The 17,609-nt window shown below is 39.3% G+C and carries 15 protein-coding genes and 1 riboswitch; of the genes, 3 read left to right on the top strand and 12 right to left on the bottom strand.

The window, feature by feature from the left end; all coding sequences use genetic code 11:
• Window positions 1–32 precede the first annotated feature (32 nt).
• The gene (locus ACSVDH_RS26550; protein ID WP_439250592.1) at window positions 33–1,295 is read left to right on the top strand and encodes a SulP family inorganic anion transporter; all 1,263 of its coding nucleotides are present in this window, start codon (window positions 33–35) and stop codon (window positions 1,293–1,295) included.
• Between the two features lie 623 nt (window positions 1,296–1,918).
• Here the strand turns inward: ACSVDH_RS26550 and ACSVDH_RS26555 are convergent.
• The 3 genes from ACSVDH_RS26555 to ACSVDH_RS26565 all read right to left on the bottom strand — a co-directional run bounded on the left by ACSVDH_RS26555 (window position 1,919) and on the right by ACSVDH_RS26565 (window position 5,537).
• On the bottom strand, window positions 1,919–3,112 hold the full coding sequence (locus tag ACSVDH_RS26555) for a nuclease-related domain-containing protein (RefSeq protein WP_439250477.1): 1,194 nt from the start codon (window positions 3,110–3,112) through the stop codon (window positions 1,919–1,921).
• A gap of 3 nt (window positions 3,113–3,115) precedes the next feature.
• On the bottom strand, window positions 3,116–3,979 hold the full coding sequence (locus tag ACSVDH_RS26560; RefSeq protein ID WP_439250593.1) for an ATP-grasp fold amidoligase family protein: 864 nt from the start codon (window positions 3,977–3,979) through the stop codon (window positions 3,116–3,118).
• 226 nt (window positions 3,980–4,205) lie between these two features.
• Window positions 4,206–5,537 (bottom strand): 5'-deoxyadenosine deaminase, encoded by a 1,332-nt coding sequence (locus ACSVDH_RS26565; protein ID WP_439250478.1) that lies wholly within the window; start codon window positions 5,535–5,537, stop codon window positions 4,206–4,208.
• A 541-nt stretch (window positions 5,538–6,078) separates the two neighbouring features.
• A riboswitch (purine riboswitch) is annotated at window positions 6,079–6,177 on the bottom strand.
• A 221-nt stretch (window positions 6,178–6,398) separates the two neighbouring features.
• Between ACSVDH_RS26565 and ACSVDH_RS26570 the strand changes: the two genes are divergently transcribed.
• Complete coding sequence (locus ACSVDH_RS26570; protein ID WP_439250479.1) at window positions 6,399–6,575, top strand: hypothetical protein; 177 nt, start codon at window positions 6,399–6,401, stop codon at window positions 6,573–6,575.
• Window positions 6,576–6,689: 114 nt separating this feature from the next.
• Here ACSVDH_RS26570 and ACSVDH_RS26575 read toward each other — a convergent pair whose 3' ends face one another.
• The 4 genes from ACSVDH_RS26575 to ACSVDH_RS26590 form a co-directional block, all read right to left on the bottom strand.
• On the bottom strand, window positions 6,690–7,895 hold the full coding sequence (locus ACSVDH_RS26575) for an exo-beta-N-acetylmuramidase NamZ family protein (RefSeq protein WP_439250594.1): 1,206 nt from the start codon (window positions 7,893–7,895) through the stop codon (window positions 6,690–6,692).
• A 47-nt stretch (window positions 7,896–7,942) separates the two neighbouring features.
• Window positions 7,943–9,823: a glycoside hydrolase family 3 protein gene (locus ACSVDH_RS26580; RefSeq protein ID WP_439250595.1), complete on the bottom strand. Its 1,881-nt coding sequence runs from the start codon at window positions 9,821–9,823 to the stop codon at window positions 7,943–7,945.
• 65 nt (window positions 9,824–9,888) lie between these two features.
• On the bottom strand, window positions 9,889–11,262 hold the full coding sequence (pbp4b, locus tag ACSVDH_RS26585) for a penicillin binding protein PBP4B (RefSeq protein WP_439250481.1): 1,374 nt from the start codon (window positions 11,260–11,262) through the stop codon (window positions 9,889–9,891).
• 661 nt (window positions 11,263–11,923) lie between these two features.
• Window positions 11,924–12,388 (bottom strand): hypothetical protein, encoded by a 465-nt coding sequence (locus tag ACSVDH_RS26590; RefSeq protein WP_439250483.1) that lies wholly within the window; start codon window positions 12,386–12,388, stop codon window positions 11,924–11,926.
• A gap of 291 nt (window positions 12,389–12,679) precedes the next feature.
• Between ACSVDH_RS26590 and ACSVDH_RS26595 the strand changes: the two genes are divergently transcribed.
• On the top strand, window positions 12,680–13,402 hold the full coding sequence (locus ACSVDH_RS26595) for a hypothetical protein (RefSeq protein WP_439250484.1): 723 nt from the start codon (window positions 12,680–12,682) through the stop codon (window positions 13,400–13,402).
• Between the two features lie 516 nt (window positions 13,403–13,918).
• Here ACSVDH_RS26595 and ACSVDH_RS26600 read toward each other — a convergent pair.
• Genes ACSVDH_RS26600 through ACSVDH_RS26620 form a run of 5 tightly spaced genes read right to left on the bottom strand, consistent with a single transcriptional unit; the run spans window position 13,919 to window position 17,398 of the window.
• Window positions 13,919–14,071, bottom strand: coding sequence for a hypothetical protein (locus ACSVDH_RS26600; RefSeq protein WP_439250486.1), 153 nt, complete (start codon window positions 14,069–14,071; stop codon window positions 13,919–13,921).
• The gene (locus ACSVDH_RS26605) at window positions 14,072–14,698 is read right to left on the bottom strand and encodes an ABC transporter permease (protein ID WP_439250488.1); all 627 of its coding nucleotides are present in this window, start codon (window positions 14,696–14,698) and stop codon (window positions 14,072–14,074) included.
• 4 nt (window positions 14,699–14,702) lie between these two features.
• Window positions 14,703–15,590: a glycine betaine ABC transporter substrate-binding protein gene (locus ACSVDH_RS26610; RefSeq protein ID WP_439250490.1), complete on the bottom strand. Its 888-nt coding sequence runs from the start codon at window positions 15,588–15,590 to the stop codon at window positions 14,703–14,705.
• Between the two features lie 16 nt (window positions 15,591–15,606).
• Complete coding sequence (locus ACSVDH_RS26615; RefSeq protein WP_439250492.1) at window positions 15,607–16,263, bottom strand: ABC transporter permease; 657 nt, start codon at window positions 16,261–16,263, stop codon at window positions 15,607–15,609.
• Between the two features lies 1 nt (window position 16,264).
• Window positions 16,265–17,398 carry an ABC transporter ATP-binding protein gene (locus ACSVDH_RS26620; protein WP_439250494.1) on the bottom strand — a complete coding sequence of 378 codons (1,134 nt, stop codon included), beginning with the start codon at window positions 17,396–17,398 and terminating at the stop codon, window positions 16,265–16,267.
• Window positions 17,399–17,609: the final 211 nt, after the last annotated feature.

Below are 17,609 nucleotides of genomic sequence, written 5' to 3' on the forward strand. Positions count from 1 at the left end.
TAACTATTTCAAATGGGAGGATAGTGGTGTCTATGAACTTAGAAGCGTTCAGAGGATATTCCTTACAAAACTTAAAAAAAGATATGCTATCGGGAATCGTTGTTGGCATCATAGCTATTCCTTTGGGATTAGGGTTTGCTATTGCTTCTGGAGTAGCTCCCGTCACGGGGCTTTATACAACGATTGTGGCCGGTTTGCTGATTTCGATTTTAGGTGGATCCAGATTTCAAATTGGAGGGCCTACCGGTGCTTTTGTTCCGGTTTTACTCGGAATTGTTTTGCAATTTGGATATGAAAACCTATTAATTTCCGGGTTTATGGCGGGTATTTTACTTATCATCTTTGGGCTATGCAAGGTGGGAAGCTTAATTGAATTTTTTCCCAAGTCCATTATTATAGGTTTTCAGTCTGGCATTGCGGTCATTATTTTCAGCGGACAAATCCCTAATTTTCTAGGACTACATACTATTGAGAAACACGAATATTTTCATTTGAATATAAAGGAAATATTCAGCAACATTCACCAAGTGGGCATCTATAGTATCATCACTGCACTTCTTTGTTTGCTCATTATTTTGGCTGTTCTGCGTTTTTTCCCAAAAGCTGGAGGGCTTTCCTATTTATTCGGAATCCTTGTCTCAAGTCTAGCTTCTTCCTTTTTCTTTTCAACTCAAATTGAAACGATCGGTTCGATTTATGGAAAAATACCAAATCAATTCCCTATACCTCATTTTCCTGAGGTGACCATAGAAAAAATCCTGGCTCTTTTGCCATCTTCCTTTGTTATTGCCATCCTTATAGGATTACAGTCTTTGTTAACGGCTCGAGTTGCGGATGAAATGACTTGTACAAGGCATAACAGTAAAAAAGAGCTAATTGGTCAAGGCATTGTAAACATGGTTACACCTTTATTTTATGGAATCCCGGCAGCAGGAGAGGTAGCACGAACTGTAACAAATATTAAGAATGGCGCCTCTTCACCTATTGCGGGAATCACACATGCTTTATTTGTTTTATTAGTATTGGTATTACTTGCACCCTTTGCTTCACATGTTGCGCTTGCAAGCCTAGCTCCGGTTTTGATGGTAGTGTCATGGAAGATAAGTAAAAAGGAACAATTTGCTAGTATCCTAAAAGAAAAATCGGGACATTCATTGGTGTTAATGATTACCTTTTTGTTGACAGTCTTCACTAATTTAACAACGGGAATTGGAGCAGGGTTATGCTTTTCTTTCTTACTCTATCTTAAAGAGAGAATGAAAAATAATCGAACTCAATTAGAGAAGGCCAGTTAACGGACTTGATATGACCAATGTTTAAGCCGGATAAGCGAGGGTCATCCCTGCGTAAGCTACACTGTGCGAATGCGACTTCTTGTCGCACCATAAGTGATGTTATCGGCATATAAAAAAATCTTAGATTGAATATCTTTCAGAGTGTAGACAAACCCCTTTTTCGGAAAAAACAATAAAGAAAAAGGGGTTTTTGCTTCTTAATTTTTACATATATTGATCACAACTTGAAATAATCATACTATATATTGGACCTTATCAAGTTGAATTATAAGTTTAATTTAATATATACGACGATTCATTGTAAAAAATGCGATCGTGAAAAGGATGTTCCCAACTACCACCGCCACCATCTTCGCTTTTTAGCGATGAAATTAACAATCAGTACCACAAATGAAATAAATATACCAGATGGCAAATATCGCTTAAATACATCCTTCCCCAACATAGAAACCGAAAACCAAGGTAGGAATCATCATCATTAATAACAATGCCTTAGAATTCTTCTTGTATTTCATTTTTGCAACCTCCTATTCCATCCATCCAGAATAGGAAAAATATAAAAGGCAACAATCTATAATATCTAATAAATCTTAGTTTTAAGTCCACATTATATCCTTTATTAATTATTTCCAAAGCTTTTCCTCAAACGACAAATAATAGATTTTATCCTTTGTAACGCCAATATTTTTCATATTCATCGAATGAAGCAATCTTGAAGCTAAATATGGGGAAGAAATCTGTAGAAAGTCTCTTGCCTTTTTATTCGTTATTTCAGGTCCGAATAGAAAATAGTAGTCTCTCAATGCTTCAATATGTAAATCCTTTCCTTGATTGTTGCATTTTTTGCAGCACCATTTCCCATAGTCTCTCACCATTGGACAGTGACCGCAGGAAGGACAAAGGATCCCTTTCTGTAACTCATCATAATGAATCTCATATTGTTCGAGAATTGGCTGATCAAAAGGAGTATCTTGATCTCTTATACATTTAATCATCTTTTTAATCTCTTTTTTCGTTAAACACTCTTCAGGATATTCTTTTTCAAATTGAAGAAATTTTGTCGGAAGTAGATGGCGATGGATGATTTTATGACCTAGCTCTTGGTCTTTAGGAGACGTACGAAGAAGTGCCTTTGGATGACTAAAAACGACGAGGGAGAGAATAGGTACTTTCGGAAACCGGTTATTTTGCAGCCATTTTTCAAGCTGCATCTCTTGGCGGCTTATCTGAATCATAGGATTTTCCAAAACGGTCTCATTTCCATCAAGTGTTCGAATAAGCTGATGAAAGACCTGATCAAAATAAATCGTCCCTACGATATGTTTTACCTCCAATATGAGCATGTAATTTGGAGTTATGATCAGGGAATCAAGCTGGAAATAATTTGCTGAATCCTTTAGCCGAAGATCATGAAGAATGTAGGTATCTTTTTCAGAAAGAAAGCTTAATGGATAGTCAAGATAGGTTTCTCCTTTATAGCCTGACAGTCTTTTAGATAGATTTTCTTTTATAATGAGGTGTTTGGGATGATTTGGGGGTATCCGGCGAAGCAATGCTTGCATTTTTTGAACGGAAAGAGGAATTGCTCGTTTTTTAATGATCATATCATCACTCCAATCTAGATTTTCTTCCTTGATTCGTTGTTTTCTACTAAAAATCCTGCCTTGTTTAGAAGAAAATGCAGTGCCGCTCACAAGGTATTTTGCAACTTTGGAGCGGAATTTTGCAAGTTTAAGGGATTTTTTTGCAACTTTTGTAGAGAATTTTGCAACTTTCTTTACTAATTTTGCAACTTTTAAATTTATTCTAGCATTCACCCATTAGTACCTGGATAGATCCAATTTCCCTCCATAGTAAAGGTCATGCTCCTTCGGATCGTAAGCAATAAACCCGCTTCCCGGTGTAAAGGTCAGTTCCCCAAAGTAGATCCGATCAGATGTTTGATACAAATCAACTCGCACAAGAGAGAAATCCTTCGAAAGCGCTTTAGCAATCTCCATCATTTCTTTCAAGAGTGCAGGCTTCTCAAGTGGTTCCTCTGACTTCGGGTAGAGCAGCCGAAAGTCCAATGGCTTCCATTCGGTTGTAAACAGATCCCGCTTATGCCCGTCAAACCTCTCGCTATCAACCTGGATAAAGAATGGCTCGCCATGAAAGCAGAAAAACTTGTAATCTTTTAAATCACGGCCTTCTTCTCCAATATAGGTTTCAACAATGATTCTCCCTTTAAGAGGCCGATAATTCGGCTCCCCGCTGACATCATAAAAATTCGCCGCAAGCCAATTTTCACATTTCGACTGCAATTCCGCTAAATCGAGCTCACGTTTATTCAAAACAATCTCATTCCACCCGGAACCGTGTGTGGTCTTAAGCACAAATTGCTCTGGCAGCCTGTCAAAGTTCATTTCCTCGAAGTTTGAATAAACACCCAAAAGAGGGATGACATACTCGTTTCCAATTGACTTCTTAATAAACTCTCTCACCTCATACTTGTCAACGAAACGCGAGAACTGTTCTAGGTTTCCATGAAGCTTCAGCCACTGGATTTTCTCAGATAATGTCTGAGGATTGTCCAGGGGACATGGATAGCCATGGTAGTGCTGAAAATAAAATTCAATAAATCGTTTCAAGCCATATTTATTTAAAAAGTCCTTTTTGGCGTCTAAGTTTCTAACATTGATCACATTTTCCAAGACCCGCACTCCTTGATTTACTGATTTATAATAATAAGGACACACATAAACTCGATGAATGGCTGCCAGCTTACCTTACGGGCAGCCTAAATAACATGGTTAAGCATTGCTTTTTTCCTAGTTCGTTACTAGATATATACTCCCCTGATATGTGATATTCCTTTATGAAATGGTTCGTTAATAAACAAAAATTTTTCACTTGCTAATCTAAATCTATTTATTTCATTTTTGCTCTCTGCAACAATCTCTTGATACAATTATTTGCCTCATGTAACACAATACTTTTATTAATCGTCTTTAAGAGGCCATTCTCCATCACAATTTCACCGTTAATAATCGTTGTTTCCACATCTGCACGGGTTGCAGAGTAGACAATTCTTGAAATTGGATCAACGCCGTACGAGGGATACGTATGAAAATGATTCAAATTTAATATTGCTAAGTCTGCCTTTTTCCCAACCTCAATGCTGCCAATTTCATTTTCCATGCCAACAGCTTTTGCCCCGCCGATCGTTGCCATTTTAAAAACGGTATGTGCATCCATTGCAGTAGGACCGTGGGCAGGTTTTTGAATGAGAGCGGCTAATCTCATTTCATTAAACATGTCTAGATTGTTATTACATGGTGCTCCGTCTGCACCTAAACTTAAGGAAACTTGCTCCGATATCATATATGGAGTTTCTGCTATACCTGATGCTAACTTCAAGTTAGAGCCGGGACAATGACTAACATGAACACCTCGTTCTCGAATGATTTTCTTTTCCTCGTCATCTAACCATATACAATGAGCAAGAATAAGGCGGGGATTCGCCAGCCCTAAATGATCTAAATACACAATGTTCCTCATTCCGGTTTCCTTTTGAACAATGTCAATTTCTCCAAGGTTTTCAGAAGCATGTGTATGAACCATTACATGATAATGTTCTGATAGAAACTGAACTTCTCGAAGCAGCTTTTCCGTACAAGACACGACAAATCTAGGAGAAAACGCATATTTAATCCGGCCATTATCATAGTTGTGCCATTTTTCCAAGAGGTCGACACTTTCTCTAATAGAGTTTTCCGTTTTCTCCTGCAATGGAACAGGCACTTCATCGCCTTTGTCCATCATTACTTTCCCGGACAAGGCTCTAATTCCGCTTTCTGCAATTGCTTTAAAAGCATATTCAGTATGATGGACAGTCTCCATATCAACAATCGTTGTCGTTCCACTCTGGATAAGCTCCCCAATTCCGAGCATAGCAGAATAATAGATTGATTCCTCATCATGTGCAGCCTCTAACGGCCAAATTCTCTTTTTTAACCAGTCCATTAATTCAAGGTCATCACCTTGGCCACGGAAGATTGTTTGGCATAGATGAATATGGGTTTGGACAAAGCCCGGGATAACTGTCTTTCCTTTTGCATCGATGATTTTATCAGGTTGCGAAACCTCTAGGTTAGGACCAATGTTCATAATGATATCGTCAACGATGTGAAGATCGCCTATCATGATTTCTCCCTCTTTATTCATCGTCACAATTTCTGCATTTTTAATTAGTAGATTCATAACATAACCCCCTATTTTCATATAAAACGGTATCCACGCAATAACGTTGCCGCCAAAATAGACACGACATCCCCTGCTCCTTGCAAAAATTGGCTGCGAACGAGTTGGTAAATTCATTGATTAAAAAAACTCCGATGACAAATCCGGCAGTTACATATAATATGATGTCTTTCATTTCTAAATTCCTCTTAATTGATGCCGCTTCTGCCTTCTGAGAGTCAACCCATTTCAATCAACTTTCGTCAACTTGTATAGGAGAACAAAAGCGCAAGCGCCTTGGTCATCGCCGTACAAACTGGAGGAGCATCGACTGAGATAAAGGAACCACTGTAAGCGAAGTGAACCGATGTTGACTTATCGTAGGGAGATGATCTGAAGTTTGATAGGCGATAGGCGCTGGCAGTCAAAAACGCGACGTCCTGTCGCACTGACTGCACTTGCACATCCTGTGCTTCGGAGCTGGAAGTCGCAGTGCTTATCCACAGTTCAATGAATTTTATAATTTCCTAAACGATAAAAAAAGCTACGAGGAAAATATGCCAAAGAAGCATATTTTCCTCGTAGCCAGAAATTTACGGTTTCTAGTAGAGACCCTTAATCCGATTATTAAGGTTATACGAGAAAATTAGTTTTATAATCCTAATCATAGTAGCCTTTAAAACTTGATACAACAACATCGTTACGTTTTCTCCCTAATGTTTTAACCATTTCCATTTTTTCATCTTTTCGGTGTATGGAAAGACATTGCTTGTTCCTTCTATAGAAAAAAATGTGTAAGCAATACGAACAACCTAATGGATTACCTTGAAAACTCCCCTTAAAATCAGTAGTATACTGAGTTCATAAAAGGGGTGTTTAACTTTGAAACAATATGTATTCACAGTGGAAACAAACGATTGCAAACGTGAACTTATTTTCAATGCAAATGGAATTGTCGACGCGGTTAATCAGCTAAAGCTAATCATGGACGTGATGCGAAACGAAGGGGAGTATCAAATGAAAAGTGTTTACTACAACGGGGTTATGTTTAAAAATTAGTTTTTCAAAATATGGATAAAAGGGCTGAATCACATAGATTCAACCCTTTCTAAACGATTAAATCAGGCTGCTCCTTCAAAGGAACTGACCCTATCTTGAGACAACCCAACGTATTTATTTATACATCAAATACTGCTCACGAATCTTCTTAAAACGCATGAGGTCATCTTGATATTCAGTCACGATGTCAGAAACAGATGCTCCCTCTTCAATCATCGTCCTTACCCAGTCATTGCCGATTAAGCGGCCAAAGTTGTTTACTGCAAGAAATTCAAAGTCATCTGGGTACAAATCATGGATCGTCTTGATGATGTGCAAGCCGGTCGGCACAGCTTTAAATGTGTCACGGTTCGTGACATAGATTTCCACCCCATGGCTAAGCTTGCCCGCATGCTTTGAAAAAGCAGGTGTGAAAGAGGCAGCTCGGAATGTGACACCGGGCAGGCCTAATGAATTTAATGTTTCCGCTAGCTCTGTACTGTTTATATATGGGGCGCCGATTAATTCGAATGGCTTTGTCGTTCCCCTTCCTTCAGAGACATTTGTTCCTTCGATTAAGCCTGTTGCCGGATAAACAATTGTCGTTGACACGGTAGGCATGTTGGGCGATGGCAAGACAAATGGCAGCCCGGTCTCATCATAATCCATTGAGCGTTTCCAGCCCTTCATTTTTACCACCTTTAGATTAGCGCCAATGTCAAATTCTTCGTTGAACAGCATTGCCAGTTCGCCCACCGTCATGCCATGGATGAGCGGGATCGGATATAAGCCCACAAAGGAAGAGAATTCCGGCTCAAGCACAGGCCCATCCACCGTAAGCCCGCCTTGAGGGTTCGGTCGGTCAAGAACGATAAATGGAATATCATTTTCTTTCGCTGCTTCCATCGCATAAGCCATTGTGTAAATATACGTGTAATAACGTGTGCCCACATCTTGAATATCAAAGACAAGAACATCAACGTTTTCAAGCATTTCAGGTGTCGGCTTTCTCGTTTGCCCATACAGGCTGTAAACCGGCAGGCCCGTCTTTTCATCCACATAAAAGTCAACATATTCCCCAGCCTGCGCATCCCCGCGCACCCCATGCTCAGGTCCGTAAAGAGCTGTTAATTCAATGTCCGGATCCTCATGCAGCAAATCGACAATGCTCGTTAACTTTGAATCTACTCCGGTTGGATTTGTAATCAGCCCAACCCGTTTCCCCTTTAATAATTCCTTCTGATCACCTAAAAGCACCTCAACGCCAGGGGTAACCTTTTGTTTTTTCTTTTCTTTCAAGGCTGATACATTAACAGAGGGAACCATGCTTAAAACCAACATGCCAATTACCATCAATAAAAGCAGCTTTTTCATCGTAACTCTCCCTCCTAGTTTAATTCCTTGCAAGAATTAAGATGCAAGCCATGCCCAAACTCATATAACGTCTCAGATGGATTTGTGACAGATGGGATATCTACTGGCAATGTTCCCTTCGGTTTTGCTTCGCCAAAGATGACTTCGATGCCCGCCGGAATATTCGGTTGTCTATAACGGTCATTTGAAAAGCCTTTAAATCCGTAAACAGCAAGTACGGCCTTTGCTTCTTCAAAATTCGCCACATCATACGGATTTCGTAAGCTCATTAACACAAATTTCTTATTCTTTTCCTGGGCATCCTTCATCACTGCTCTTGGAAAGGCGGTTGCCCATTTGCTTGAATCCTGTACGCTGTCATCGATCACCCCATCATTTACGACAGGATCGTTTTTCACGACATAGGAACCGGTAATGACATAGTCTGCTTCATTAATAAGAGAACGAACTTCATCATCAACTGTTTTTCCGGAAAAGTCCATTCCCGTTACCGTAACATTCTTCCATTTCTTTTTAGCAGCGATTTCTTCAATGCTCCTTGTCATTGCTTCAACCTGATCGGCAAACGGAGCAAGAACTAAAATGCGCTCACCTTTTTTCGGTTTAAAAGGCAATGTTTTTTCTTCATTTTTAATAAGGGTCACTGAATCCTCTGCCATTTTCTCTTCCTGCTTTAGATGCTTTTTATTTCCTATCACTTGAATCGCGTTGGCAATCTTCTCATCAAGCGGAGCATCTTCGCGGTCTTCACCAGGCTTATAGATGCCTCGTTTGATTTTCAGCTCAAGGATTCTTTCAACAGATTGATTGACTTGCTCAAGCGGTATTTCTCCTGTTTCAATCGCTTCCTTCACTGCTTCAAAAACTGATGCTAAATTCTCTTCCATTTCCAGCGAGGTCACTTGTGCTGGCATCAGCGCAATATCCACACCTGATTTTAAGGCTAAAACAACCGCTTCTTCCTGCCCAAAATGATCAGCAATCGCTTTCATATTTAACGCATCCGTTACGACGACACCATTAAAGCCCATTTCTTCCCGTAATAGGCCTGTTATGACCTTTTTAGATAATGTTGCCGGAACCATGATTTCCTGGCCGTCCTTTTTGCTGATATAGGTTGTATCATCGAATGCAGGGAATTGAACATGGGCTGTCATCATCATATCAACACCCGCATCGATGGCCTGTTGAAACGGAATGAGCTCAACCGAACGCAATCTCTCCTTCTCATATGGAACAAGCGGAATTCCATAATGACTATCAACCGCCGTATCGCCATGACCCGGAAAATGCTTGGTTGTTGCTGCGACATTCTGGCTTTGCAACCCTTTTATCGTTTGAATGCCAAGCTTTGCAACTAGCTCCGGATTTGAGCTGAAGGAGCGAACACCAATAACAGGATTTTCTGAGTTATTGTTAACATCAACAACAGGACCAAAATTAACATTGATCCCTAATGCCGCCAATTCCTTTCCGATGATTTTCCCAGTCTGATAGGCGTATTTTTCATTTCGTGTGGCTCCTACGGCCATATTTCCTGGAAGGTTCGTCCCTGATTGCAGGCGGGTTACAATACCGCCCTCCTGATCGATCGTGATCAACAAGGGAATGTCCTTGCTAGCCTCCTGCAACCCGTCAACAAGCTTTACCGTTTGCTCGGTATCTACCACGTTTTCAGCAAATAAAATCACACCGCCTAAATGGTATTTTTCGATGATGCTTCCAACCTCATCATTCATTTCCGTAAAGCCGGTTGCTTTGGTTTCCCCAGCCTTTTGCCAGTTTCGGAAATCCGGCATGAGCATTTGCCCAACCTTCTCCTCTAGCGACATCTCCTCCACAATTGACTTTACATCAGTTGCCGCTGTTTCTTTAGTGGTTGCTTTTGCTGACATAAAGCCTGTAAATGCTGTCAACGCTAAGGCTGCCGCTAGCCCGGCCGATAACCATCTCTTTTTCTTCAATGTGACATCCACCTCTCACTTTCCTTATTTTTCTCTAACGCTTCATAAATTGCCGTTACAACACTTCCATAGCTTCCTGTTTGAAAAAGGTCCCCGATAAACTGATTTGGATTACTTTCAGGATTGACAAGCGGTGAATGTTTTTTGTTTGTCAGCAGGACGATGCCTAAATCGAATTCAGGATCAATAATCGTCACCGTTCCTGTCCAGCCTGTATGACCGTAAGCGCTGTCACTTGCATGCGGGCCAAACATCCATTCCATGCTGTCATGACGGTTAAGTCTCCAGCCAAGACCATAAGTAGGATTCACCATAGATGGCTCAGTAAATGTTTTAACGATGTCCTGATCGAAAAAGGTATGATCGCCATATCCTCCGCCATTTAGCATCACTTGCAGAAGTACGGCTATATCACTAGTTGTAGAAAAAAGGCCTGCGTGTCCCGATACACCTTCCATCGAGTAGTAAGCCTTTTCATCGTGAACTTCCCCTTGAAGGGTGTATGTGCGAATATTCGGGAACTCAATGACCCCGTCCCTCGTATTTCCAAGCAGCTCTGTTGCCGCAAAATCCTTTGGTTTATTCCCTTTTTGCAGCGGATTAAACATCGTATGCTTTAATTTAAGCGGCTTATAGATTTCATTTTCAACATACACATCCAACGGCAGTCCTGTGATTTTCTCGACAATGGCACCTAACAGCATATAATCGACATCACTGTAAATATTTTTTGTGCCAGGTTCGTAGATAAGCGGAGTATCAGACAAGAACTTAATTGTTTTTTCCCGTTCCTGTGAATACAAGTCCTTGGCAACCTTCGGATTATGGTATTGCGGATCAGGAGTAAATCCTGCTGTATGATGGAGCACATCAATAATGCGCAGTGTATCCTTGCCTTTAATCACATCGGTTTCTTTGTCCTTGAACTCAGGAATATATTGCTGAACAGGTGCATAAAGATCAAGCTTCCCTTCAGCAACTAATTTCTGCAAGGCGAAATTTGTCGCATACATTTTCGTGTTTGATGCAAGGTCAAACATCGTATCGTCCTTCATTTTAAGAGGCCTTTTCAACGGTGTATGCCCTGCGAATTTTTGTTTGTAGCCGTAGCTATCCTTTTTTACAATTTTCCCATCCTTAATAACGATCAAGGATGCACCAGGAAATCCAGCCGCCACTTCTTTTTCGATTAACTGATCGACTTTTTCCAATTTTTCAGAGGAAAACCCAACATCCTCCGGCTTTGCAGCTTTTTCTAGAACCTGATGGTGATCAGTTTCATCCTGATTTGACTTCGCCAGCGCTGCTGAAGGCATAATCAATAAGAGCCCGACAGATGAACAAAGTACGCAGCGAATCCATTTCTTCATTGTTTTTCTCCCTCCCCTTTTTTATGTATCCATCGCCTTATTTTTAAAATATAATTTTAAATAAATTTTATATTTATTAAAATTATATTTTATAATCTTGATAGTAGCACCCCAAAAATTGAAAAACAAGGTGCTTTTGTCACACTTACATTGTATAAAAATAGTTTAACCAACCTCATTAAGGAACCGACATCCTTTTTAACAAGTTTAGTTAATGTTATCGGTATTGAAATAGAATTTTCAATACGAAGAACATGTTATGGTGTTGTTCTACATGGGACACCGTCAAGGAAAAATGAAAGAGACTGCCAAATTTGACAGCCTCAAGTAAAATATTATTCTTTCACCAGAATCTAATGCAATTCCATGAGTGAAAACCTTTGCAGGAATGGATAATACAGGGAGCTTCGCTATAAAATCTTTGCAGCATTCAACAAATTTATCATATGAGTGTTTATTTCAAATCATTAATATAAAACAGGAGCTTTTTTTGAAAAGATGACTCTTACTACTAATATTAAAAATGAGAAATGACCGATGTTTTTCATTTTAATTTCCTCCTTATTTTTCTGAATCTTTTGTGATTCAAAAATATCAATCTTTTTAAAATATTCAAACAAACATGTAAGGAAATATAATATGAAATTTACACAGGCACTTCTCACCACTTGATTTTCTCAATTTTACATATCCATTTAAAATAACTCAAGACAACTATTAATAGCAAAGGATCTACAAGGGCTGAATACAATAATTTCCACCATCCATAGTTAAAATAACCCCATGGCTCAGGTAGCATTGCTATCATTTCATAAATAACCATGAACATTACCCAATAAAAAAAATAAAGACCGCGTCTAATTAATGTAGATCTATAGGGATACCAATTCAAAAACATCATATTTATAGGTGGAATAAGCAATGTAAGAGTAAGTAATGATTCCCATTCAACCCCTTTTGAAAAATACCAATAAGCATGGTATTTTTGGTCAATATACAAATCAGCAAGTCCTTGTAGAGCAATAGTGAATGCCCATATATGAACAATTTGATTTTTAGTAAGATGTATATTCGTTATAAAAGCAACAACATTAAAAATAATAATAGCTATAATAAGTCCAATCATCTAATAAGGTCCTTTTTTAAAAAGTTTCCCCAATTTCTTTTTTCATTATCCAGTTTAAGGAGCAAGGGAAAAAACAGTTGGGAAGTCCTTCTCTGAACTTATAAAAGTCTTATTCATTGTTTAAAATTACAATATAAAAGAAAACTTACCTATCGATCGAAAGGATGTAAGATTATTCTAAACTTTATTCCATACCTTTCCCTTATTCTTATTAGCATCATAATTTTTACTATCTCCTGGCGCAAAGCAGCCAACAAAAAGCTGATTCCATTTTATTTGTGCATGGCCGGATTGATCTATTTATTCGAGTATGCCATTCTCGTTTTATTCAAAAGTTATGAGTACTTCCCTGGTGTATTCAAAGACGACTACTTCGATAATGTTCTCGGAGCTAATGTATCAAATGGATTCATTGTCCCTTCAGTAACTGTTTTGATTGCCGTATTTGACTTGGGATTTTGGTGGATCATACTAATTACCATTGGTTTTTTTGGAATTGAAGAGTTGTTTTTGTATCTAGGTGTGTACCGCCATTTTTGGTGGAAAACAATCTATACAAGTATTTGTCTGTTTATCTTTTTCTATTTGGGAAAATATTTATGGCGTATGCTTCGCTACCATGTAGATCGGTTCACACTGCGTATAACCGTACTTTATTTCGTCAATATAACCATACAGGGTACTTTTATGTTTTACTTAGTCGCCATTTTTCATCTATTTTTTTTCCATGTCAATTGGTTTGATGATCCTTCAAGAGATCATATTACGTTGGTTACTTTGTACTTTTTCATCGACTCGATTTTTTTTAGTTTAGTGGTTGTTTTAAGGACTTATTGGTTTTGGCATGCCTTATTAATTATCGGCTTAGCTTGTGTAAATTTATTTTTGCATCAATTAGGAATACTCAAGGTTTCAGGTAATTGGGTATTAGGTTTATTAACGGCCTTCCAATTGGGTGAGTTGTTCTTACTCATGTATGTGCGGAAACTTTTGCACAATGCAGTGTTGCCATGAAAAGCAGTTCTTACATGTTTGGTGGTAATATCCCATGATTCCTCCATAAAAGTATGATAATTAAAGGTATGAATTATTGATGATATTCCAAACCCGGGAGACATTGCTACAATACACTCAAAATAGGCTAAATGTTCCTTTGTATATATTTATTATTCAATCAGCTGACAGCCAAGAATGTCATATTGATATCCTCTAAATTCACAAAATGTAGTCTTATAGCAAACGACTCAGTCCAACTGAGCCATTCGCTTATCCCTCTTCGTTAGCTAAACGAAAAAACAGGTTCAGAGGTTCTTACAATTCCCCTAACACTTTTTTAGTTCGTCAACCATAATTCGTTTTATGAACATAAACTTCAGATTTCCTTTTTTATTGTTTTTCTAGAAAATGGCCCGGATCAAACAAGGATCCTATGAAAAACCTAGCTCACATACGCGATGTTATCGGCATTAAAAAAGGATCTTCGACAATCTGAAGATCCTTTTAGCTGTTTATTTCACTAATTACACCTTTTTATTCATTTGTGGTTGATGTTAAATGATTCATTTTCCAATGGGCTTCAATAGGATCAAGAGAACTTACAACATCACACATGTATTTACCTGCACCATTTGGAACATTAAAAGAAACATCTGTCTGCCAATCTGCAAATATCAGCACTAGCATTTATTTTACATTCACGCGTTTTTGCGCTTTGCTAAGCAGAAAGTCTGCAAAAAGGGCAAGGATTGCGGCAAGGATTGCACTCGTATAAATTTTCACATTGTCCCGCAGATTGATACCGGAATAGATCTCTTTTCCAAGTCCTTCTCCGCCAATAAACGGAGCAAGAGTGGCCACACCAATGGCAATGACGGCTGCAATCCGCACCCCTGCCAGAATAAACGGCAAAGACAGGGGAAACTGAACCTTTGTGAGCAATTGAAACTTAGTCATCCCAACCCCTATTCCGGCCTCTACTGTACTTTCATCGACTTCCTTTAACCCGACATAAGTGTTGCGAATAATCGGCAACAACGAATATAAGAAGAGACCGATGACAACAGAGGTAAAACCAATCCCGAAAAAAACCATCAAAACTGCCAATAGCGCCAGACTTGGAAATACTTGAATAATGTTGGCAAAAGCCAAAATAATAGAAGCAGCACGTTCGTTTTTCGCCGATATAATACCAAGTGGTATCCCGACAACAAGAGCAAGGGCAACTCCTAAGACCACCATCGCGATATGCTGAAATGTCAGTAACAGCAGCGTGCTCCAGTTATGTTCAATGTACTGTATAAATGCATTCATGTTTTCACCTCTTTAATAAACCTTGTTCCTCTAAAAATTGTTTAGCCACGTCCTTCGGGGCCTGTTTCTCTATATCTACTTTGGCGTTTAATGTCCTCATTGTGTCCAGATTGATAGTTCCTTCTAATGGTTTCAAAGCTGATTTGATTTTAGGATATTTTTTGATCGTATCATTCAATACGACGGTTGATGCGTCATAAGGAGGGAAAAAACGCTTATCATCCTCAAGTGTGACAAGATCGTATTCTTTAATACGCGCATCTGACGAGTAAGCCAGGACAATATCCATTTGCTTCTTCTCTACCGCTTTATAGACAAGATTGATTTCCATCGGATACACCTTTTTAAACCTCAACCCATAATGATCCGAAAAAGCGTCATATCCATCATGCTCGCGTTCTAGCCAGGCTGTATCGACACCAAGAGTCATCTTGTTTGCAACGTTTTTAAGGTCGGAGATTTTCTTTAAATTGTATGTTTCAGCGACTTCTTTTCTTACGGTGAACGCATAGGTATTCTCAAACCCTAAAGGGTCAAACCATGTCATCCCCATGTATTTATCAAACCCTTTCTGGGCTTGCTCCAATACTCTCTTAGGATCTTTCGTTTCTTCAATAGGGAAATGGTTATTAAAAATTTCTCCGCTGTACAATGTCCCAATTTGCAGCTGGTTTTCTCTCATTGCATTGAGAACGAAAGGGCTTGATGCGAGGTCAGTTTTGACATCGACATCGATATCTGTTTTGTTTTCTATTAAATATTCGTACATATAGCCTAAAATTTTTGTCTCTGTAAATGTTTGCGTTCCTACAGTAACGGTTTTGCCTCCCGCGCAACCCGCAAGAGAGAAAACGAGAAGTACTGACGCAGCGAGAACCGTTCGTTTTTTCATTTAATAACCTCCGATGTTAAAAGGATTTCGCATCATTGAGAGTCCGTTTTGTAATTGCTTTTTCTATTAACGAGAGAAGGAAATCAATGACAAGCGCGAGGACCATCGCTAAAAGGGCAGACGCAAAAATCAGCGGTTTATCATATACCGCAAGTCCTCCGACAATCAGCTGCCCTAACCCCCCTGCACCGATTAATGTTGCAAGGGTTGCCCAGCTAATAATGTAGACCGTTGTTAAGCGAATGCCTGACATAATATACGGGATTGCAAGCGGCAGTTCAATTTTTAACAGCCTTTGTCTCGCACTATAACCCATTCCTTTCGCCGCTTCCATAATTTCCGGATCAATGGACTGAAACCCAGAGTAAGTGTTTCGTAAAATCGGCATCAAAGAATAGAGAAAAAGAGCGATAATAGCCGGTAGTGTGCCAATGCCAATAAGAGGAATGAGAATAGCCAGCAAAGCAAGGCTTGGGATCGTTTGAAAGATATTCGTAATCGTAAAGGAAAGTGACCGAATCCATTGAACCTTCGTTTTCGTCAGATAGATGCCAAGAGGAATAGCGACAATACATCCTAGCAGCACTGCACCGGCAGTTAAGCCAAGGTGTTCCGTTAATGCCTTCATTAAATCCGACCAACGCTCAACAAAAACGAATAGATACTCATTCACGTTACATCACTCCGGTCTGTGGGGGATAAATGTCTGATAAGAATCCGACAATACTGCCCCTTGTGACAATGCCGAGTAATTTCTTTTCCTCATTGACAACCGGAATATATGGCAATTTGTATTCATCAATCATTTGCATAACGTCTGTTAAAAGGGTGTCAGGACTTATGGCATGCTGAAACGGCTGAAGAATATCGCAGACTCGTTTCGTTTCATCCCTGTATTGATATAATACATCATAAATCGTAATGTAGCCTTGTAATTCGTTTTGGTCATTGACAATAAGAAGTGAATCAACCTGTCTTCGCTCCATCATTTTAACGGATTCGGCAAGCCCGCGATTAGGGAACGTTGTCGCCGGTTTCCGATTCATCACTTCCTCAGCTATTGGGATATCTGCAACTTGCTGAAGACGTTTTTTACCGATAAAGTTTTTCACAAAATCATTCGCCGGATGTCGTAAAATGTTCTCCGGCGTGCCTTCCTGAACAATTTCGCCATCCTTCATAAGTACGATTTTATCAGCAATTTTTAGCGCTTCATCCATGTCATGCGTCACGAACACAATCGTCTTTTTGATATCTTTTTGAAGACGAATGAGTTCATCTTGAAGCTGCTCCCGGCTAATCGGGTCAAGCGCGCTAAAAGCTTCATCCATTAAAATGATGGAAGGATCGGCTGCCATTGCCCGAATCACACCGACACGCTGCTGTTGCCCACCGCTTAGCTCCGATGGTCGTCGATTTCGATATGTCTCCGGATCTAATCCGACCAAATCCAATAATTCATCTACACGTTTTTCAATACGATCGTTGTCCCATTGGAGTAAAGTAGGAACGACTGCAACATTTTCAGAAATGGTTAAATGAGGAAAAAGTCCGATGTGCTGAATGACATATCCGATTGCTCTTCTTAACTTCACCGGATTGATGTTCGAAATGTCTTTACTGTCAATGTAGATTTTTCCTTTAGTAGGATTGATTAGGCGGTTTAACAATTTCAAGGTGGTTGATTTTCCGCACCCGCTTGGCCCGATGAGTACGGTAATCTCTCCTTCTTTACATTCGAGGTTAATGTCTTTCAGAGCAATATACCCGTCACTATACTTCTTTTGGACATGTTTTAATTTAATCATTCGATTGAATCACCTTCTGTTTTTAATCTCTTGATGCTTTACGTCTATAAGTCTCTATTTAAAGATACATAACGTTACTATACCCTGTTTCAAAAACGTCTAAACTGCTAATTTTGAATCATCATTATTTGGAAATGTCAAAAAGTGAGGGATAACGATGAATGCATTTTTACTATAAACAATAGGCATTGTAAATGAAGTGTTAGGCAGT

Source organism: Metabacillus sp. Hm71, assembly GCF_051842955.2.
Lineage (GTDB): Bacteria > Bacillota > Bacilli > Bacillales > Bacillaceae > Metabacillus.